The organism is Actinophytocola sp., from assembly GCF_009379765.1.
Taxonomy (GTDB): domain Bacteria; phylum Actinomycetota; class Actinomycetes; order Mycobacteriales; family Pseudonocardiaceae; genus Actinophytocola.
Genome location: NZ_WHTD01000036.1, coordinates 42,317 through 58,689, shown reverse-complemented (window position 1 = coordinate 58,689; position 16,373 = coordinate 42,317). Strand labels below are relative to the sequence as shown.

Here is a 16,373-nt window from a genome sequence, read left to right as displayed (position 1 = left end):
TGCCGGCCCGGGCCGCGTTGGGGGTGGACAACACTCCAGGTCATCTGGTCGGCTACGGCGACATCGCCGCCCAACACGCCGTCGACCTCGCCTACCAGTCGGACGCGACCTGGCGGCGGATCCTGACCGAGCCCGCGACCGGCCGGGTGCTGGACGTGGGGCGGCGGAGCTACACCCCGCCCGCAGCGTTGCGCGACCACATCCACGCCGCCATGCCGACCTGCACGGGGCCGGGCTGTGTCCGGCCCGCCGCGCAGTGCGATTTGGATCATCGCGAGCCGTTCCCGGTGGGGCCGACCGACGAACACAATGTGCACCCGGCGTGTCGCAGCCACCACCGGGGTAAGACGTTCGGTGGGTGGAAGGTGATCAAACGGGGCGGGATCCTGGAATGGGTCTCACCGTGCGGGTTCCACTATCCGCACACGCCAGAGCCCATCACCCACCCCGAACCAGCACCACCGTTCTGATCTGGAACCAACCGCCACCGTGACGTACGCGGACCAAACCCAGCATCGGTCACTCGCAGGAGGCGGCCCCTGACCGACTCCCGGGCCAGCAGACCCCGGCGCCACCGAACCGGCGCCGACCCGACACGCCAGATTCGACTCGATCACGGCCGGTCCCGGACGCGCCGAGACACGCAACCGGCGACGGCCTCAACGCCGGACCGCCTCGACACCCGGCACCAACGACCTCACCATCGCCGCAGCCCCACGAACACCCGGTCGTTTACCGGTCGCACCCCTCGGGTCCGGACACCGACCCCACGTCACATGATCTTCCCGGACTCGACCTGGCTAGGCCCGGGCCAGGCGGAACTGCCACACGTCGAGGTAGTGGGCCCGGAAGCCGGCCTCGCAGTAGGCGAGGTAGAACTCCCACAGCCGCCGGAAGGTGTCGTCGAACCCGAGGCTCGCCACGTGGTCGCCGGCCGCGAGGAAGCGCTCGCGCCACAGGCGCAGCGTCCGTGCGTAGTGCTCGCCAAGCCGGCGCCGCGCGGTGATCGCCAGGCCGGTGTTCGCGCGCACCTGCTCCTCGATCGCCGGGACGGACAGCAGTTGGCCGCCGGGGAAGACGTACTCGTTGATCCAGCCGTTGGTGTGCCGGGAGGCGACGAGCCGGTCGTGCGGCATCGTGATCGCCTGCAGGGCGACCCGCCCGCCCGGCGCCAGCACCCGGTCCACCGTCGCGAAGTACTCCGGCCAGTAGTCCTCGCCGACCGCCTCGACCATCTCCACCGACACCACCGCGTCGTAGCTCCCGGACGCTTCGCGATAGTCCCGCAGCGCGACCTCGACCCGGTCCGCGACCCCGGCGGCGGCGATCCGCTCGACCGCCAGGTCGCGCTGCTCGGTGGAGATCGTCAGCGAGGTGACCGTGGCGCCGCGCCGCGCCGCCCGCACGGCGAGCGCGCCCCACCCGGTGCCGATCTCCAGCACCCGGCTGCCCGGCCCGACGCCCGCGTAGTCGAGCACGCCGTCGATCTTGCGCAGCTGTGCGCGATACAGGTCGTCCCCCGGCTCGAACCACGCCGACGAGTAGCTCATCGACTCGTCCAGGAAGGCCGCGAACAGGCCGTTCGACAGGTCGTAGTGCCGGTGGATGTTGGACCGGGCGCCGTCCGGGGTGTTGCGCTCGGCGGCCGGGCGGCGGGCGTCGACGAGGCGGCGCAGCCGCTGCAGCGGCGCGGGCACGAGCGTGGCCAGGCGCTCGGCGAACGGGGTGAGGGTGGCGGCCGGGTCGGCGCTCGTCCAGTCGCCTGCCGTGTAGGCCTCGCCGAAGCCGATCATGCCCCGGGCGCCGACCCGGTCGAAGAACGCCGGGCGCTCGACGGCCATCATCGGCGCGTCCGGGCCGCCCCGGCCGAGCACCTCGCCGCCGGGCAGAACCACGCGCACCGGCAGCCGGGTGACGGCGAGCCGGAAGAGTCGCTCGGCGATCCAGGCCCGGACGGGGGAGTGCGGCGGCGCGGACAGGTCGAGCCGGCCTGTGGTGGCGGTGCCTGTCACTGGACGCCCTCCTGCGGCACATGGGGACGGCGCGGCACGACAGGCAGCCGGCGCAGCCACAGCGCCACACCGTGCAGCTGGATCAGCGCGCGCACCCGCAGCGGTGGCCAGGCGAGCGCGTGCCGCAGCGCGCGACCAGCGGTGGCGGCGCCACGTCTGCGGCCGGTGAGCACGGCCGTGAACACCGGGCGACCGTCCCGGTGCAGGACGACCGACAGCGACAGCCGCTCGCCGGGCGGCGGCAGGTGCATCCGGTAGTCGCCGGCGACCTCGAGGAACGGCGACACGTACAGTTCCTTGGCCGCCCCGGCACGCCAGCCGGCGTCCGGCCGCAGCAGGTAGCAGTGCCGCTCGCCGTAGGTGTTGTGCACCTCGGCGACCACGCACACCGGCGCGCCGGCCGGGTCGAAGCACCAGAAGACGGTCAGCGGGTTGAACACGTAGCCGAACGTGCGCGGCATCGCGAGCATCAGCACCCGGCCGCCCGCCACCACGCCGTGCCGGGCGAGCCAGCCGTCCAGGTTCTGCCGGACCGTGCGGTCGGGCCGGCCGAGGTGGTCGCGTGCCTCGAACGTGGCGAGCGGCGGCCGGTGGGGGAGCGCGTCGAGGTCGACCAGCCACGGCCGCATCCGGCTGGTGAACCGCCGGTCCAGCCGCTCCCGCCGGACGTGCACGAGGCGGGCCGTGTAGATCGTCGGGCGGTAGCCGGTGGTCATGGCCAGCCTGCCCCGAACCGCTCCGCGGCGCGGACGCCCGACGCGCAGCCGTCCTCGTGGAAGCCCCAGCCGTGGTAGGCGCCGGCGAACGCGGTTCGCGCGCTCGCGATCGTGGGCAGCCGGCGCTGCGCGGCGACCGAGGCAGGCGTGTACACCGGGTGCTCGTAGACCATCCTGGCCAGCACGGACCCCGGGTCGACCCGGCCGGTCGGGTTCAGCGTGACCACGAACGGCTCCCGGGTCTCGAGGCGCATGAGGCGGTTCATGTCGTAGCTGACGAGTGCCCGCTCGGCCGGGACACCACTCGCGGCACACCCGGCCTTCAGGTAGTTCCACGACGCGGCCGCGCCGCGGCTCGCCGGCAGCGGCGTGGTGTCGGAGTGCAGCCAGGTCTCGTTGCGGGAGTAGGTGAACGCGCCGAGCACGTCGCGTTCGGCGTCGGTCGGGTCGGCGAGCAGCGCCAGCGACTGGTCCGCGTGCGTCGCGAGGACGACCCGGTCGACCACGTGGTCGGTGTCGGCGTCGTCCCGCACGGCCACGCCTGTGGCGAGCCGGCGGACCGCGCGCACCGGAGTGCCGGCGTGCACCGCGGTGAGGTGCTTGACCGCGCGTTCGACGTAGCTGCGCGAGCCGCCGGCCACCGTCCGCCAGGTCGGCGACCCGGTGACCGCGAGCATGCCGTGGTGGGCCATGAACGCGAACAGGTAGCGCGCCGGGTAGTCGCGGCCGACCCGCTCCGGCGCGGACCAGACCGCCGAGACGACCGGGAGCAGGAAGTGCTCGACGAAGTAGCGCGAGTACCCGCCGGCGGCGACGAACTCGCCGAGCGTGCGGTCACCGTCCCCGCCCGGGCCGGCCAGCTCGCGGCGGGCGTGCCGGTGGAACCGGCCGACCTCGCCGAGCATCCGCAGGTACCGCGGCCGGGCCAGGTTGCCCGGGCGCGGGAACAGGCCGGCGAGCCGGCGCCCGCCCGCGTACTCCAGCCCGCAGCCCAGGCACCGCACGCTCATCGACATGTCGGACTCTTGGGTGCGCACATCGAGCTCGGCGAACAGCCGCAGCAGGTTCGGGTAGGTGCGCTCGTTGTGCACGATGAACCCGCTGTCCACCGACACCGTCCGGTCGCCGGCCGGCATGTCGTGGGTGTGCGCGTGCCCACCGAGGCGCGGCTCGGCCTCGAACAGCAGCACGTCGTGCCGGCGTTGCAGCAGGTATGCCGCGGTCAGCCCGGCCACCCCGGCCCCGACGACGGCGATCCGTTCCCTGGTCACGATGGGGTTCGGAGCGGGGTGGCGCACGGATGGGCCATCCCGGCACGGTAGTCGGTCGACCGCGAACCGTGGCCCGGCCCGGCGTTCGCCCTTCGTTCGGCCCGCCGGTCGGCCGCGGCCGTCCGGCCTATCGCGCCTGTGGCGAACGCACCAGTATGCGTTTTCATTGCTTGCCAAGCGGTCCCGGCGTTTGTGTCCACTGTGGACGTACACATTCGGATGCCGTTGAATTCTGGAAGCCGTGGGTGAGCCGCCGGTCACCCATCGCTAACATGACCTGGTGGCAGCTACAGGCGCGGGGAGCGCGGCGACGCCGCAGCGACCGGTCAGACGCGGTGACAAGGTGTCCGAGGCGATCGCTCGTGACATCGTGCGCCGGATCGGTGCTGAGCGGTTGCCGCCCGGCACGCAGCTCCCGCCCGAGGCCAAGATGATCGAGGAGTACCGCGTGGGGCGCGGCTCGCTCCGCGAGGCGTTGCGGATCCTCGAGGTGCACGGGCTGATCTCCATCAAGCCGGGGCCGCGTGGCGGGCCGACGGTCGACCGGGTGCACACGCGGAACTTCGGCCGGATGGCGTCCCTCTACTTCCAGATGGACGGAGTGACCTTCCGCGAGCTGATCGAGGCTCGGCTGATCATGGAGCCGGTGATGGCCCGGCGGGCCGCGGAGCTGCGCGACCCGCGGCTGCTCGCCGAGCTGGACCGGTTCGACGGCTCGACCAGGTCCCCTGAGGACTACCTGCAGAACGCGACAGGGTTCCACCAGCTCGTCGCGACGATGTCCGGAAACCGGATCATGAGCCTGTTCGGCCAGTCGCTGGCCGACGTGCTGCGCGACCGGTTCAGCGATGCGCTGTTCCCGAAGTCGCGGCGGCGCGAGGTGCTCTTGGCGCACAAGGGGATCGCCGCGGCGATCACCGCGGGCGACGCCGATCTCGCCGAGCGGCTGATGCGCGCGCACATGGAGGACTACGTCGCGCAGGTCAAGCGCCGGCATCCGGGACTGCTCCAGGAGGTCGTGGACTGGCGGTGATCCGGCGCGTATCGCGCTCGCGACTCGCTCGTTCACGATTCAACAGAACGAGAAGTGGCTTCGGGGGCCAGAATGTGAGTGCGCCGAGTGAGCGCTGGCTCGAGAGGACGCCGGTGACCGAAGCTCTGGAGAAGATGCCGGACGCAGCGCTGATCGCGGCGGTTCGCGAGGGAGACCCGTCCGCGTTCGGCGTGTTGTACGAACGGCATCTGGTTTCTGCGAAACGTGCGGCGTCGTGCCTGGCGGGAACGCCGGCCGAACGGGAGGACCTGGTCGCCGAGGCGTTCACGCGGGTGCTGCGGATGTTGCGCGAGGGGCGCGGGCCCGACGAGGAGTTCCGCCCGTACCTGCTCGTGACGTTGCGGAACACGGCGATCCACACCACGACGCGGCGCGGCCCGGTGGCGCTGTACGCCGACGTGCCCGACGTAGTCCCGGTGTCCGACGCGGACCCGGTGATCGACCGCTGGCACGCCAACATGGCGGCGGACGCGTTCGCGAGCCTGCCCGAGCGGTGGCGGGTGGTGCTGTGGCACACCGAGGTCGAGAAGGAGTCCCCGGCCACGGTGGCGCCGATGCTCGGAATGCGGCCCAACAGCGTGGCCGCGCTGGCGTACCGGGCGCGGGAGGGTCTGCGCCAGGCGTATCTGAAGCTGTACCTGTCCGCGCCGGCGCGCCGCGAGTGCGTGCCCACGGTGAACAAGCTGGCCGGCTGGGTGCGCCACAACGTCCCCGCGCCGCTGACCAGCAAGATCAACCGGCACCTGAACACCTGTTCCGACTGCCGCGCCCGCGCCGACGCGCTCAGCAAGGTGAACGCCGAGCTTCGTGGCGTGCTCGCCCCGGTGGTGCTCGGTGCGCCGCTGGCCGCGGCCTACCTCCAGGCCCCGGCCGCCGTGGCCGCCGTGTCCGGTGCCGCGAGCGCGGTGTCGGGTGCGGTGGCGTCGTCGGCGGCCGCCGCGACCGGGGCCGGTGTCAGCGCGCTGACCAGCGCGTTGGGTCTGAAGACGGTCGCGCTCAACGTCGCCGCGGCACTGGCCGTGGCCGCCGTGGCCGTGGCGTCGACGGCGGCGTCGCCGGCCGTGCCGTTCGACGACGCCCAGACGGTCGCAGAGCATGTCCCGGACGGCGAAGCGCCACTGCCGGACCTCCGAGTGGGCTCGGCGACTGCCGGCCCCTCGGTCGAGGAGTCGCGAAACGGCGGGTCGCCGGACGCGGTACCCGGCACCGCAACCACCGCGCCCGCTCCGGCGACAGGCACCGCCGCCGATGCCGGCGACACCCAGGCCACCAACTCCTCGACCGGGAACCCGACCACCGACGACACGAAGGCGGAGAACAAGGCCGCCAAGGCCGAGGCGAAGACGGCCGCCAAGGCGGCGAAGAAGGCGGCGGAGAAGCAGGCGAAGAAGTCAGGCACCACGGAGCCGGCCGGCTGAGGCATCACCTCCACGAACAGGGAAGAAAGTCGGTAAACGTCAGGGAGTCAGGACGCGCGTGGATCCTGCACGGTCCACGTGTTGCCGTCCGGGTCGGCGAAGTACACGAACGCCCCACCCGGTCCGGCGGTGACCTCGCTGACCTCGACGCCGCGCCCGGCCAGCTCGCCGCGCGCCGCGTGGATGTCGGAGACCACGAGCTGGAGGCCGCGTAAGGAGCCCGGCGCCGAGTCGACGATGCCGACGCCCGTGGCGATCGAGCAGGCCGACCCCGGCGGCGTGAGCTGCACGAAGCGCAGCTCCGCGCTGACCGTGTGGTCGTGGTCGAGGGTGAAGCCGACCTTGTCGCGGTAGAACGTGATCGCTCGGTCCACATCGGAGACGGGAACGGGCACGAGCTCCAGCTTGAAATCCATGCCGGGCACGTTACGCACGGCCACCGACAGACTTCGCCCGCTCGAGCAGGTACCGCCGTTCCGGAACGCTCAGCGTCCGCTGGGCGGCCGCGACGTAGCACTCGCGGGCAGCCGCCGGTGAGCCCGACTCCTCCAGCAGGTGCGCCCGCACGGCGTCGAGGCGGTGGTTGCCGGCCAGCCGGGGGTCGGCCGCGGCCTGGTCCAGCAGGGCGAGCCCGGCGGCCGGCCCGTGCACCTTGGCCTCCGCGACCGCCTGGTTCAGCACCACCATCGGATTGTCCGCCACCCCGCGCAGCAGCTGGTACAGCGCCAGGATCTGGCGCCAGTCGGTCTCCTCGTGGCTCGGCGACTCGTCGTGCACGGCGGCGATCGCGGCCTGCAGCTGGTAGGGGCCGAACCGCTCGGTCCGCGCCAGCGCGTCGCTGACCAGCGCCACGCCCTCCTCGATCAGCGCCCGGTCCCATCGGGAGCGGTCCTGCGCGGCCATCGGGACCAGCGCGCCGTCCTCGGCCGTCCTGGCCGGCCGGCGCGCGTCGGTGAGCAGCATCAGCGCCAGCAGGCCGGCCACCTCGTGGTCGTCGGGCAGGAGCCGTCGCACGGCCCGGGTGAGCCGGATCGCCTCGGCGGTCAGGTCGACGCGCTGCAGGCGCGGGCCCTCGGTGCTGGCGTAGCCCTCGTTGAAGATCAGGTACAGCACCTGCAGCACCACGCCGAGCCGCGCCGCCGTCTCGGCCGCCGGGGGAGTCCGGAAGCCGACGCCGGAGGCCTTGATCCGCTGCTTCGCCCGGGTGATCCGCTTGGTCATCGTCGCCTCGGGCACGAGGAAGGCCCGCGCGATCTCCGCGGTGGTCAGGCCACCGACCGCACGCAGCGTCAGCGGGATCTGCGCGCCCGGGGTCAGCGTCGGGTGGCAGCACAGGAACAGAAGGGTCAGCGTGTCGTCGGACTCCGGCGCGCGCGGCGTGTCCGCGGCCGGCGCGAGGTACTGGTCGCGCGGTATCCGCGTGCCCACGGTGTCCTCCCGGCGCCGCCGGGCGATCTCGCTGCGCAGGTGGTCGGTCATCCGCCGGTGCGCGACCCGGATCAGCCAGCCGCGCGGGTTGTCCGGCAGCCCTTCCTTCGGCCACTGGAGCGAGGCGTCGAGCAACGCCTCCTGCACGGCGTCCTCGGCCGCGTCGAAGTCGCCGAACCGGCGCACCAGCGCACCGAGGACCTGCGGCGCGAGAGTGCGCAGCAGATCCTCGGTGGCGGGAACGATCACAGGTCGGGCGCCCCGAAGGCGTCCATGATCGGCCGGATCTCGATGGTGTCGCCGACCGCGTCCGCGATCCGGGCACCGATCTCGGCGGCCCGGTCGTAGCTCTCGCAGTCGATGATCGCGTAGCTCGCCAGCACCTCCTTGACCTCCGCGTACGGGCCGTCGGTGACCTCGGGGCCGCCGGGCCGCTTGCGGATCGTCTTGGTGTGCGACGGGTCGGCAAGGCCCTCGGTGGACACGAACTCGCCGGACTCGGTCAGCTCCTTGCCCAGCTGCTCGTAGAAGTCGCACGCGGCCTGCACGTCGGCCGGCAGCGGGGCGTTCGGGTCCCAGTTGGCCTGGGTGTCCTGCCAGGCCTGCGCGTTGGTGTAGGCGAGCATCAGGTACTTCATCGTCACTCCTCGAACGTCGGTGCCCCGGTGGCACATCTCGCGGAGACGTCGGAGCCGTCCGGGCCGCGAGGACAGCCCGCGCGAAAAAACCTAGCCGGAAGATGTTCCGCGTGCGGTGTCCGGATCTTCGCGGTGGCTCCGACCTTGTTCCGACCGACTCCGGAGAGAGGACGCAGGCCTGGACCTCGACGCCGACCTCGACACGCTGGCCGCCGCGCCGCGCATCGCGCCCGACCCGGCCGCGCTCGCGTGGATGTACCGCCACGCCGTGCCGCGCGGCACCACGCCCGCGCCGGTGATCACCCTGCACAACGTCGCCGACGGCGCCGACCCCGCCCACGAGCGCTGGTACGCGGGCCAGGTCTCGCGCCGGGGTGACGTGGTCGAAGCTGCGCCAGCTCTGGGCGGGCCGGGCGACGCACTGCGCGTTCAGCGCGGCCGAGGAGATCGTGCTGATGCGGGCCTTGTTCGAGCGGGTCGAGACGGGCCGGTGGCCGTCGCTGCGTCCGGAGCGGCTGAACGCGGCGGCGGGCCGGTTCGCCGAGCCGTTCCAGAAGGTCTTCGACTTCGCCACGTTCCAGGACCTGCCGCAGCCGCCGTCGTTCACCGAGCTCAGGCCGGGTCACCTGCCGCGCCCGTCGTACTGAATGTTCAGTCGGCCGGCGATCCGATGAGCCCCGAAAGTTTCAGGAAAGGCTTTGCCTTGCAGTAAAGCCTTGGACATGGTTACGCTCCGAAGACCTCCGAACGTTGGAGCGTGGCGATGGGACGGCGACGTTCGATCGTGGGGGAGACGCGTTCTCCGTGCCTCCCCCCGAGCGCCGCGACTGTCCACTTCGGAAGGAGAGCGGGATGCGCAGGACACTGTTGCCGGCCCTGGTCGCGATGGTTCTCGTCGCGAGCATGGCGTGCGGTGCGCCGGAGGAGAACACCCCGGCCAGCGCGCCGGCGAGCGCCGTCCCCGACAAACCGGCCGAGCCGGTCGAGCTGAACATCCTCGACATCGCCGGGAACCTGCAGCTCACCCAGGGCATGATCGACGAGTTCGTCCAGCAGAACCCGGACATCGTCAGCAAGGTCAACTACACGAAGGCGACCGCGCCGGAGATGCCGGGCAAGCTGCAGGCCGAGCAGCGCGGCGGCAGCTCGCAGACCCACCTCGTGCTCACCGGCACCGACGGCCTCGCGTCGGTGATCGAGCAGGAGCTCGTGCTGAACCTGTTGCCCGACTTCGAGTCCAGGTTCCCGGACCTCGAGGAGAACTACCTGCCGGCCGCCGCGGACATGCAGGAGCTCGCGCAGGGGCAGGGCGTCACGGTCACCTTCTACCCGTCCGGCCCGCTGCTCGAGTACGACCCGCAGAAGGTGCCGGACCCGCCGACCACCGCGGACGAGCTGCTCGACTGGGCGAAGGCGCATCCCGGCAAGTTCCAGTACGCGCAGCCGGCCAACTCCGGCCCGGGCCGCACGTTCCTCATGGGCCTGCCCTACATCCTGGGTGACTCGGACCCCAAGGACCCGGAGGCCGGCTGGGACAAGACCTGGGACTACCTCGCCGAGCTGGGCAAGTACGTGGACTACTACCCCAAGGGCACCACGGACACGATGAAGAACCTGGCCAACGGCACCTCGGAGATCATCGCGACCACCACCGGCTGGGACATCAACCCGCGGGTGCTCGGCACCGTGCCCGAGCGGATGGAGGTGACCACACTGGACGACTTCCACTGGGTCACCGACGCGCACTACGCGGTGGTCCCGCGCGGCGTCTCCGAGGACGTCCTGTCGGCCGACCTCGCGCTGATCCAGTGGATGCTCCAACCCGAGCAGCAGGCCAAGGCCTACGACAAGGGCTACTTCTACCCGGGCCCGGCGGTGAAGGACGTCACGCTCGACATGGCGCCGCAGGAGTCCCAGGACGCGATCGAGAAGTTCGGCAGGCCCGAGTACGAGGACCTCATCGCGGACAACCCGCAGGAGACGTCGCTCCCGGCCGAGCAGCAGGTGGCCGCGTTCCAACGCTGGGACCGCGAGATCGGTAGCGGGAAGACGAAGTGAGCGGGAGTGACGGAGCGTTCGCTGTCTGGACGTAGGAGAAGCGCAGGCGCGCCAGCGCCGAGCATCGCACGGAGGAAGACAGCGAGTAGCGGAGGAACGAAGCGAACCATCGAACACAGGAAGCGCAGGCGCGTCAGCGCCGAGCATCGCACGGAGCGGGTCATTGGACGGCGGGGGCAGCGAGTAGCGGAGGAACGAAGCGAACCATGGGCACCGTGAGCGGGAGGAACGAAGCGAACCAATGGGCACAGCGTGAGCACCTCATTTGCCGAGCTGCATGTCGACCGGGTCAGTCGCGCCTTCGGTGAGCACGTGGCGCTGCGGGACCTCGACCTGACGATCAAGGGTGGCGAGTTCCTCGCGTTGCTCGGGCCGTCGGGCTGTGGCAAGTCGACCGCGCTGAACTGTCTCGCCGGGCTGCTGCCGCTCTCCGGCGGGCAGATCCTGATGGACGGCAGGCGGATCGACACCGTGCCGCCCGAGCGGCGCGGGTTCGGCATGGTGTTCCAGAACTACGCGCTGTTCCCGCACATGTCGGTGCGCCGCAACGTCGCGTTCGGACTGTCCATGCGCAAGGTCGGCAAGGCCGAGCGGGAGCGGCGGGTCGAGGAGGCATTGCGGCTCGTGCAGCTCACCGACCACGCGCACAAGTTCCCCGCGCAGCTCTCCGGCGGCCAGCAGCAGCGGGTCGCGATCGCCAGGGCGATCGTGCTCGAGCCGCGGCTGGTGCTGATGGACGAGCCGCTGTCCAACCTGGACGCGGCGCTGCGGCTGGAGATGCGCACGGAGATCCGCCGGCTGCACCAGTCGCTCGGGCTCACCACCGTCTACGTCACGCACGACCAGGAGGAGGCGCTCGCGCTCGCCGACCGGCTCGTGGTGCTGCGGGACGGGCTCGTGCAGCAGGTCGGCTCACCGGAAGAGGTGTACGCGCACCCGGCCAACCGGTACGTGGCCGGCTTCATGGGCTACCGCAACATGCTCCCGGCCACGGTGTCCGGTGTGGACGCCGTGACGCTCACCGCGGCCGGGGTGACGCTGCGCGGGGTGAACCGGGACGCGCTCGCGGCGGGCGGCGCGGCGGTGGCGGCGTTCCGGCCGGGCGACGTCACCGTGGTGACCGAGGACGGCGAGAACACCGTGCGGGCCGTGGTGGAGATCGTCGAGTACCACGGCCGCGAGCAGGCCGTGGAGGCGAAACTGCCCGGAGGCGAGGCGCTGCACGTGCGCACCGGGAGCCGCCTGGCCCCGGGTGACGAGGTGACCTTGCACGTGCCGCCCGAGCGGGTCCTGGTGTTCGCGCCATGACCGTGGCGGCGCCGGACAAGCCGGCGGCGCCGGACAAACCGGGACTCCGGCACCGGCTCGCCGAGCGGGGGATCGACCGGACGCTGCTGTTGCTCGTCCCCGGTGTGGTGTTCGTGGTCGCGCTGTTCGCCTACCCGGTGCTCTACGGGCTGCAGCTGTCGTTCCAGCCGGAGGAGGGCGGCGGGCCGTTCGCGAACTACACGAAGTTCTTCGGCGACCCGTACCTGCGCGACACGATCTGGATCACGCTGCGGCTCGCGATCCCGGCCGCCCTGACCAACGTGCTGGCGTCGGTCCCGATCGCCTACCGGATGCGCGGCCGGTTCCGCGGCAAGCGGCTGCTCACCACGATCCTCGTCGTCCCGATCACGCTCGGCACGGTGCTCACCGCCGAGGGGCTCATCCAGTACCTCGGCCCGGTCGGCTGGCTCAACAAGGTCCTCGCGCTGCTCGGCGCCGACGAGCCGGTGCGGCTGGTGCACAACTACTGGGGCGTGCTGTTCTCGCTGATCATCACCGGCTTCCCGTTCGCGTTCCTGCTGACCCTGTCCTACCTGTCCGGGATCGACCCGACGCTGGAGCAGGCCGCGGCCACGCTCGGCGCGGACCGGTGGCGGCGGTTCCGCCACATCACGCTGCCGCTGCTCGCGCCGGGCCTCGCGATCACGTTCTGCCTGACGTTCGTGCTGGCGTTCTCGGTGTTCCCGTCGGCCTACCTGGTCGGCCTGCCGCAGGGGGAGACGCGGGTGATCTCGATCGCCGCCTACGAGTCCGCGTTCCGGGACACCGACTACCCGCTCGGCTCGGCCATCGCGATGATCATGGCGGTCGTGATGCTCGCGGTGATCGGGCTGGTGCTGCTGTGGCGGTCGAGGCTCTACCGCGGCGCGACGGGAGGCAAGGGATGAAGGTCGTGGGCAGCCCCGGCGCGTGGCTCGTGTGGGGCGCGGTGGCGTTCTTCCTGGTCAACCTGGTCGCGCTGGTGGCGTCGGTCGTGGTGAACTCGTTCTCCACCCAATGGTTCGGCACCTGGTGGCCGGACGGGTTGACCGCGAGCTGGTACGCCACCGCGTGGCGCGAGCTGAACCTGCTCGACGTGCTGGTGGTGACCGTCCAGGTGGCGCTCGCCGTGGTGGTGCTGTCGGTGGTGATCGGCGTGCCGACCGCGTACGCGCTGGCGCGCCGGGACTTCCCCGGCAAGAAGCTCGTGACGCTGCTGTTCCTGCTGCCGATCCTGATGCCGCCCATGACCTACGGCATCCCGCTCGCGACCGTGCTCTACAAGTTCGACCTGGCCGGGAGCATGGCCGGGGTGATCATCGCGAACCTGGTGCCGTCGGTGCCGTTCGTGGTGCTGACGATGACCCCGTTCATCGAGCAGATCGACCCGAAGATCGAGGCGGCGGCGCGGATGTGCGGGGCGCGGACGGCCTCGGTGTTCGGCCGGGTGCTCGCGCCGCTGCTCGTCCCCGGGATCCTGGCCGCGTCCATCCTGGTGCTGGTGCGCACCGTCGGCATGTTCGAGCTGACCTTCCTCACCGCGGGGCCGGGCAGCCAGACGCTGGTGGTGTCGCTGTACGAGGCGATGTTCTCCGCCGGGATCCGGGCCCAGCAGGCGGTGGACGCGATGGCCGTCATCTACACCGGGTCGATGCTGGTACTACTGGTGATCGCGCTGCGTTTCGTGAACCCGACGCAGCTCGTCACGAGGTTGAAGGAGCCAGCATGACCGAGCGGATCCTGCTCACCGGCGCGGCCGGCGCCATCGGCACGATGTTGCGGCCGCGGCTGGCGCGGACCGGCCGGACGTTGCGGCGGCTGGACATCGCGCCGCTCACGTCGGGGGTCGGCGAGGAGGTGGTCAGCGGCTCGGTGTCCGACATGGACGTCATGGTCGCCGCCTGTTCCGATGTGGACGCCGTGCTGCACCTCGGCGGGCACAGCCGGGAGGCCTCGTGGGCGGACATCCTCGAGCACAACATCAACGGCACGTACACCGTGCTGGAGGCGTGCCGCCGGGCGGGCGTGCCGCGGGTGGTGTTCGCGAGCAGCAACCACGCGGTCGGCTTCCGCCCGGTGGGCGAGGAGGCGGGGGAGCACCTGTACCCGCGGCCGGACACGTACTACGGGGTGAGCAAGGCGGCCGGGGAGGCGCTCGGGAGCCTGTACCACGACCGGTACGGGCTGGACGTGATCTGCCTGCGGATCGGGTCGTGCGCCGAGGAGCCGTGGAACGAGCGCGCCCTGGCGACCTGGCTGTCCCCGGACGACTGCGCCCGGCTGACGGAGGCGGCGATCTCGGTGCCGTCGCCGGGTTTCCGGGTGGTGTGGGGCATCTCGGCGAACACCCGCGGCCGGTTCTCCCTCACCGAGGCGCGTGCCCTCGGCTACGCGCCTCAGGACGACGCCGAGGTGTTCGCCGCTTCGGTCGCTCCCGCCGAGGGCCTGGAGAAGGTGTACCTGGGCGGCGACTTCTGCTCGCCCGACCTGGATGCCGTATGGGAGTGACGGGCCACGCCTGTCCCTGGGACGTGGTGGGCGATCCTTCGTTCGCTTCGCGGGCGGCTGGGCTTGGTGTGTCCACTGTGGCCCTGGCGTCGGCGTATCACTCGACGCGCGCCGCCACGCCGCTGCATCCCGGGCACCAGCTCGTCGAGGCGCGGTACGCGGCGTTGTACCGGCCGGTGCGCCCGGAGGTGTGGTCGTCGCGCCGGTTGCGTCCTGTCGCTCCGGACTGGATGCCGGCGGCCTCCTTCGACACGGCTGCCGCCGCGCTGCGCTCCGCCGGCCTGCGGGTGTCGGCGTGGGTCGTGCTCACCCACAACACCCGGCTCGGTGTCGAGTGTCCCGACGTGGCGGTCGTGAACTGCTTCGGTGAGCGGTACCCCTACGCGCTGTGCCCGTCGTGGCCGGAGGTACGGGAGTACGCGGCGTCGCTCGCACGTGAGGCGGCCGAGGGCGCGGACGAGGTGTCGCTGGAGGCGTGCGGCCAGCTGGGGCTCGCGCACCTGTCCCACCACGAGAAGACCGACGGCGCGTGGACCCCGGCGGCGACGCGCTGGCTGTCGGTGTGCTGCTGCCCGGCGTGCCGGACCGGCTGGACGTCCCGCGGTCTCGATGCCACCTGGGTGGTGTCGACACTGCGCGACGCGGTCCGCGCGGAGGCGGCCGGGTCCGCGGGCGAGGTCCCGTTCGCCGCGACCCTGCTCGAGACCCGACACGCCGCCACGGACCTGCTGCGCGCGGAGGTCCTGGCGGAGCTCGACGTCCCGGTGACCCTCCACGCCCACCCCGACCCGTGGGCGACGGGCGCCTCCCCCGGCCTGACCCCGACGGCGGCCGGGTCCGTTGCCGCCCTGGTGGTCCCGGCGTGGCCGACCGCCCCGGAGACGGCGGACCTGATCGTGCGCGCGGCCCGCACCGGCCGCCCGGTCGACGCCTACGTGACCGTCCTGCCCCCCGCCGAGCCGGCCGAGCTGCTCGACCACGCGCGGCGGCTAACCGCGGCCGGCGCGACCGGGGTGAGCTTGTACCACCTGGGCCTCGCCTCCGGTCGGTGTCAGCCCCTGCTCCGGGAGATCGCGAACTTCTGGGCCTGAGCGGGCCGGCACCCGGTCCGGCGCCCCCGACTCGGGGTTCGACCGGAGCCTGGCTCGGACCTTGCGAACCAGCACCCAGCCCCCGGTCGCGAGCACCGGTGCCGTCAGCCCGGTCAGCGGCCAGTAGTCCCGCAGCCACCGGCCGATTCCGTACCACGCGTTCACCTCGACCTCGACGGACTGATCGAAGGTGCGCACGTCGAGCGGCGGGCCGCCGTCGCGCAGGCGCACGTACAGCACGAGGTCGAGCCGGAGCAGCCCACTGCGCTGCGGGCGCACGTCCCAGGCCCACTCGACGAACTCTCCGGTGGCCAGCACCCGCCGGCCGTCGTCACCACCCACCCGGCTGATCTCGAAGTCCGGACCACTGAGCTCGGCCACCAGGTCGGACCCGACGATCGCGGTGTTCAGCTCCACCACCCCGGTTCCGGGCAGGCTCGCGGTCCACTCGGAGGGCGTCAGGGTGTCCGCCACCCGGACGGTCACCCGCTGCAAGTCGTCGACCCGCATGGGACTCGGCGCGCGATAGGCGACGTGACCCCTCCGCAGCAGCTCGCGTTGCTGGTCGACGGTCTCCTGCCGGTCCGTCTCCTCCGGCGTGGGTTCTGGCGTGGGCGCGACCTGGGGTGGGCTCGACTCCACGGGCGGGAACGCGGGCGCCGAGCTCTCCGGTGGCGGCGGGCCCGGCAAGCTCGCGGGTTCGCGGTCCCGCCCGACGAGGAGGACCGTCGTGACCAGGCCGGCCAGGAGGCAGAGGCCCACCAGCGCGGCGGCCCGGGTGCCGCGAGACGGGGTTCCTGACGCACCCTCGGTCACGTTCGTTACATCGCGTTCGGTGGTTGGTTCGTGACGGCGGTCCAGGGCTTGAACC

Annotated in this window: 17 protein-coding genes; 10 read left to right on the top strand and 7 right to left on the bottom strand. The window is 72.1% G+C overall.

Going from position 1 to position 16,373, the window contains the following annotated elements; translation table 11 throughout:
* Window positions 1-470, top strand: a 470-nt coding sequence (locus GEV28_RS13770; protein WP_291412335.1) for an HNH endonuclease signature motif containing protein, incomplete at its 5' end; no start/stop codon positions are given.
* 330 nt (window positions 471-800) lie between these two features.
* On the opposite strand, the gene GEV28_RS13765 is transcribed toward GEV28_RS13770, so the two are convergent.
* From GEV28_RS13765 to GEV28_RS13755, 3 genes are read right to left on the bottom strand one after another with little or no spacing between them, the layout of a single operon-like run.
* Window positions 801-2,012 (bottom strand): cyclopropane-fatty-acyl-phospholipid synthase family protein, encoded by a 1,212-nt coding sequence (locus tag GEV28_RS13765; protein ID WP_291412333.1) that lies wholly within the window; start codon window positions 2,010-2,012, stop codon window positions 801-803.
* The gene (locus tag GEV28_RS13760) at window positions 2,009-2,728 is read right to left on the bottom strand and encodes a DUF1365 domain-containing protein (RefSeq protein WP_291412331.1); all 720 of its coding nucleotides are present in this window, start codon (window positions 2,726-2,728) and stop codon (window positions 2,009-2,011) included. The genes GEV28_RS13765 and GEV28_RS13760 overlap by 4 nt, the downstream gene beginning before the upstream one ends.
* Entirely contained in the window at window positions 2,725-3,999 is a 1,275-nt protein-coding gene (locus GEV28_RS13755; protein WP_291412330.1) for an NAD(P)/FAD-dependent oxidoreductase, read from the bottom strand. Before GEV28_RS13755 ends, GEV28_RS13760 begins: the two co-directional genes overlap by 4 nt.
* A gap of 280 nt (window positions 4,000-4,279) precedes the next feature.
* Here GEV28_RS13755 and GEV28_RS13750 point away from each other — a divergent pair, with 280 nt between their 5' ends.
* A complete protein-coding gene (locus tag GEV28_RS13750; protein WP_291412328.1) occupies window positions 4,280-5,032 on the top strand; it encodes a FadR/GntR family transcriptional regulator in 753 nt (250 codons plus the stop codon).
* Between the two features lie 113 nt (window positions 5,033-5,145).
* The gene (locus tag GEV28_RS13745; RefSeq protein WP_291412326.1) at window positions 5,146-6,471 is read left to right on the top strand and encodes a sigma-70 family RNA polymerase sigma factor; all 1,326 of its coding nucleotides are present in this window, start codon (window positions 5,146-5,148) and stop codon (window positions 6,469-6,471) included.
* A gap of 47 nt (window positions 6,472-6,518) precedes the next feature.
* Here the strand turns inward: GEV28_RS13745 and GEV28_RS13740 are convergent, their stop codons facing one another.
* From GEV28_RS13740 to GEV28_RS13730, 3 genes are read right to left on the bottom strand one after another with little or no spacing between them, the layout of a single operon-like run.
* The gene (locus GEV28_RS13740; RefSeq protein ID WP_291412325.1) at window positions 6,519-6,887 is read right to left on the bottom strand and encodes a VOC family protein; all 369 of its coding nucleotides are present in this window, start codon (window positions 6,885-6,887) and stop codon (window positions 6,519-6,521) included.
* Window positions 6,888-6,897: 10 nt separating this feature from the next.
* Window positions 6,898-8,145 carry a DUF6596 domain-containing protein gene (locus tag GEV28_RS13735; protein ID WP_291412341.1) on the bottom strand — a complete coding sequence of 416 codons (1,248 nt, stop codon included), beginning with the start codon at window positions 8,143-8,145 and terminating at the stop codon, window positions 6,898-6,900.
* A complete protein-coding gene (locus GEV28_RS13730; protein ID WP_291412323.1) occupies window positions 8,145-8,537 on the bottom strand; it encodes a YciI family protein in 393 nt (130 codons plus the stop codon). The genes GEV28_RS13735 and GEV28_RS13730 overlap by 1 nt, the downstream gene beginning before the upstream one ends.
* A 374-nt stretch (window positions 8,538-8,911) precedes the next feature.
* Here GEV28_RS13730 and GEV28_RS13725 point away from each other — a divergent pair, with 374 nt between their 5' ends.
* The 7 genes from GEV28_RS13725 to GEV28_RS13695 all read left to right on the top strand — a co-directional run bounded on the left by GEV28_RS13725 (window position 8,912) and on the right by GEV28_RS13695 (window position 15,502).
* Window positions 8,912-9,184, top strand: coding sequence for a hypothetical protein (locus GEV28_RS13725; RefSeq protein ID WP_291412321.1), 273 nt, complete (start codon window positions 8,912-8,914; stop codon window positions 9,182-9,184).
* Window positions 9,185-9,389: 205 nt separating this feature from the next.
* Entirely contained in the window at window positions 9,390-10,595 is a 1,206-nt protein-coding gene (locus GEV28_RS13720) for an extracellular solute-binding protein (RefSeq protein WP_291412319.1), read from the top strand.
* A gap of 252 nt (window positions 10,596-10,847) precedes the next feature.
* Window positions 10,848-11,903, top strand: a complete 1,056-nt coding sequence (locus GEV28_RS13715; RefSeq protein WP_291412317.1) for an ABC transporter ATP-binding protein — start codon at window positions 10,848-10,850, stop codon at window positions 11,901-11,903.
* The gene (locus GEV28_RS13710) at window positions 11,900-12,811 is read left to right on the top strand and encodes an ABC transporter permease (RefSeq protein WP_291412315.1); all 912 of its coding nucleotides are present in this window, start codon (window positions 11,900-11,902) and stop codon (window positions 12,809-12,811) included. The genes GEV28_RS13715 and GEV28_RS13710 overlap by 4 nt, the downstream gene beginning before the upstream one ends.
* The gene (locus tag GEV28_RS13705) at window positions 12,808-13,632 is read left to right on the top strand and encodes an ABC transporter permease (protein ID WP_291412313.1); all 825 of its coding nucleotides are present in this window, start codon (window positions 12,808-12,810) and stop codon (window positions 13,630-13,632) included. Before GEV28_RS13710 ends, GEV28_RS13705 begins: the two co-directional genes overlap by 4 nt.
* A complete protein-coding gene (locus GEV28_RS13700) occupies window positions 13,629-14,411 on the top strand; it encodes an NAD(P)-dependent oxidoreductase (protein ID WP_291412311.1) in 783 nt (260 codons plus the stop codon). Before GEV28_RS13705 ends, GEV28_RS13700 begins: the two co-directional genes overlap by 4 nt.
* A gap of 68 nt (window positions 14,412-14,479) precedes the next feature.
* Entirely contained in the window at window positions 14,480-15,502 is a 1,023-nt protein-coding gene (locus GEV28_RS13695; RefSeq protein WP_291412309.1) for a hypothetical protein, read from the top strand.
* On the opposite strand, the gene GEV28_RS13690 is transcribed toward GEV28_RS13695, so the two are convergent.
* Window positions 15,401-16,318: a hypothetical protein gene (locus tag GEV28_RS13690; RefSeq protein WP_291412307.1), complete on the bottom strand. Its 918-nt coding sequence runs from the start codon at window positions 16,316-16,318 to the stop codon at window positions 15,401-15,403. The two genes, GEV28_RS13695 and GEV28_RS13690, sit on opposite strands and share 102 nt — an antisense overlap.
* Window positions 16,319-16,373: the final 55 nt, after the last annotated feature.